The sequence below is a fragment of the Paenibacillus oryziterrae genome (assembly GCF_042610485.1).
GTDB lineage: Bacteria > Bacillota > Bacilli > Paenibacillales > Paenibacillaceae > Paenibacillus_AQ.
This window is the reverse complement of sequence record NZ_JBGJZO010000049.1, coordinates 1-3,256: the sequence shown is the minus strand read 5'-3', so window position 1 is coordinate 3,256 and position 3,256 is coordinate 1. Positions and strand designations below refer to the sequence as shown.

Below are 3,256 nucleotides of genomic sequence, written 5' to 3'. Positions count from 1 at the left end.
GCCAGTACTTACGCTAGTATCGCGAATTCCCCCTCGGGGGAATTCCTTGCTAAAGAGTTTACACAAAATTATTGACAGACCCTCCGCCGATGTGTGAACACATTGTTATAAGATGTTCCCGCCTTCTTTGAAAATACTATTTTGTCTAAACTTTGATTTCTTCATAAGTAGAAAAGCCCCTGTTATGGTTTCAGCCACTTTAGAAAATGAAACCATGTAACTACTTACTAATTTCACTAGTTCTTTAAATTCATCATAAGAAATATCCCCAATACTCATTAATAGTGTAACTTGATCAGCAAATTCATACTCAGTATCCTTAATTTTTTTAGATGCACTTAAAATCTTCGTTTCAAAATCTTTTAGCTCTTCAAGCCTCACCTTGAATTCCTTGTCTTTATCTTTATCATAATAATGAAACAAGTTGTTTCTGGTAGGTATTAATACGTTATTTAAGAATGGATCTTCCTTTGACATAATAAATCGATTGAATTCTGAGTCTACTTCTTTTGATATTCCTGTAATAAACGTCCTAATCTCTTGATCGTTACTTCCAAAAGTAATTAGTTTTACAACTTCTCTCAAATGAGAAATTGCCAATCGAAATAAATATAGACTTTCTCCATTTGTTATATTTGTTTCGTCTTGTAATACATCAACATGTCTCTTATGCACATGAAGTATGTCGCTTCTCGCAATGGCTAACTTAAGTATCCATCTATCTAATTTTTCATTAGGACTGAATACTTCCTTAAGATTAAAAAATATTTCTTTAGTCAAGAAATAATCCTCCTTGATTCATCATCAGTTTCTGTTGCGGGAATTTCTTATAACGTTGTTGTATTCACGAACCCGAGAGGCTTAAGGCCCGCTAGGGCCGGGTGGCTCCGCCACTTAGCCTCACAGGGTTGTCTGCTGATTCCGCTTCTTCGAAATGCCTCTGCAGACCAAGGGCCGTAAGGGCCGCCGCGTGAATACTATGTTATGTGAAGTATGACTCTCCTTGAAATTACTACAGGTCATCATCTTGCATAAAAAAAGGATTCAATTTACCACAATGGTGACATTGCCGTTGTAACTGAGATATTCCACTACCACAATTAACACAAGCCATTTCATACATTCCATATCTTTCAAAGTGAATCATCACGTCTTGAACTTCCCCAACAATTTGTTTTATTGATTTTTCTCTTTCCTCAAGTTGCTTTGTTTCTAATTCGACTACATCAGTAGATGGCATATTTCCAATCGACCTTATTGCTGTAGTTATTCTATCTGTTATCTGTATTAGTTGTTTACCTGTTTTATTTAGGTATTCAGTTTTTAATAAATCTATATTCCTGGAGTAGGTTTTATCCCTCGATACAATTACTATATCTGATTCACCTTTAGATATAAGCGATTCCCAAATCACTTCATCTCCAATGCTTGCCTTATCCCTACTTGTTGGTGGTTGTCCAAGTAATTTTCTCTTCTTAGCTCTTAAAATATCGTCATCCGATACATTAATCACTTGAACTCCCGGAGATTGAAATAACTCCTTGATTTTCAAGCTAACGGGATCCTTTTCTGAGTCAATTATCATTTCTTCAATTGATTTAACAAGATCCTTTCCTTTCTCGGCAATTGTTTTCTTAAGATCTTGAATCTCAATATATGGTTGCATGCTGTTTAATATAGACGATGAGTAAATATTAATCTTTATTGAATTTTTAAAATTAGATATGAGAGATTCAAGTTCTGTTACTCGATTTCTCATAAACTCATTAAATACTTGTTCAGAAAATATAAAGTTATCTTTATTCTTTTTCACTTCATCAAGTATTTGTAAAGCGTCATTATTCGACCGATAAAAATCTAAAAATGTATTTGCATCAATTAAGAATTTGGTCATTTTCATTCTCCTTAGTCATATTTCACATAACGTTGTTGTATTTACGAACCCGTAGGGTTGTCTGCCAGCTATCACTTCCTCGCTCTAGCCTCGGGCAGACCCAGGAGCGTTAGCGACGCAGCGTGAATACTATGTTATACGAAGGTCTTGCCCTTAATCACTATTGTTCCATGTTAATATACCTTGAGTTTCATTAAATCCCTTTAGTATTGTATTTTCCGTTTTCTCATAGTTAATAATTACGTGTATCCATGCCTCCATTGAAAACTCCAACTTACTTCTGTCAATTTCCAGAAATTTGCCCCCACTATTTGATTGAAGTAGTTTATCAATAAATTCAGCATCGTCAATGTTAAATGTTGTTTTGTTTATTGTGTATTCTGATAGCTCTTTTAGCATTGTCTTGGTATCATCATCTACGATTGTTAGTATTCCTTCTACTGAAGGTTGAATGCACGCATAGCCACCAGCTTGGTTAGTATATGTCACTCCCGATTTGGATTTGATAATAAGTGCAATCTGTTCTAGTCCATAAAGATTTATTTCACGATTTTGATTCACTTGTACCCCTTCTTTATTTGTTTTTAGGACTTTCGTATAACGTTGTCGTATTCACGAACCCGAGAACCTTAAGCCCAACGGGGCGGCCGCAACGCGGTTAGGTTCGCAGGGTTGTCCGCCTGGTGCAGCTTCATCGAAATGCCTCGGGCGGACCCAGGGCCGAATGGCCCGATGCGTGATTACGGTGTTATGCGCTGTCCTGGCTTCTCCGAATAACTTTCATAAATAGCCTTTTATCATTCATCTACTGTTTTAATTAGTACATTTTCAGGTGGGTTTCTATCATGCTTTTGCATCTTAGATCCAGCTTCTCCAATAAAATAGATTATAAAGTCCCTTTCGGTACTTGATTCTAATTCAAATATGTTATCTTTTTCATTTTCACTTATATAGCCCTTTAAATATTTTTGTTTTACTAGCCCGTCCTGAAAATCTTTAGAAAAGTTAGCTGAAATCATAAATCTTATCCTCTTTTTTGTGGGGTTAATGATATGAATGTTTTCAGTAATTACTACTTTATTTTCTTCTGTTATTCTAAAGCCACTATGATTACTCAGGTTTTTATCATAAATTAAAGATGAATCCGGTTCTTTATTATTATGAAAATATATAAAGCCAACAAAAATGACCATTGTTATAAATGCTATTACTATTAGTTTTTTCATGCTTTTTTCCTTTGTTTTATTATGGTTTATTACTGTTTCCGGGATTGCGCATAACGTTTCCGCATTCACGAACCCGAGAACCTTAAGCCCCAACGGGGCGGCCGCGATGCGGTTAGGTTCGCAGGGTTGTCTGCCT

General features: G+C 35.7%; 4 protein-coding genes. All 4 read right to left on the bottom strand.

Annotation, left to right across the window (positions count from 1 at the left end; all coding sequences use genetic code 11):
- Positions 1-105 precede the first annotated feature (105 nt).
- Entirely contained in the window at positions 106-780 is a 675-nt protein-coding gene (locus tag ACAN55_RS24110; protein WP_379139128.1) for a hypothetical protein, read from the bottom strand.
- A gap of 232 nt (positions 781-1,012) precedes the next feature.
- The gene (locus ACAN55_RS24105; RefSeq protein ID WP_379139126.1) at positions 1,013-1,894 is read right to left on the bottom strand and encodes a PIN domain-containing protein; all 882 of its coding nucleotides are present in this window, start codon (positions 1,892-1,894) and stop codon (positions 1,013-1,015) included.
- Positions 1,895-2,047: 153 nt separating this feature from the next.
- On the bottom strand, positions 2,048-2,455 hold the full coding sequence (locus ACAN55_RS24100; RefSeq protein WP_379139124.1) for a DUF6210 family protein: 408 nt from the start codon (positions 2,453-2,455) through the stop codon (positions 2,048-2,050).
- Positions 2,456-2,691: 236 nt separating this feature from the next.
- Positions 2,692-3,256 (bottom strand): hypothetical protein (locus ACAN55_RS24095; protein ID WP_379139122.1); only part of this gene is annotated, 565 nt, incomplete at its 5' end.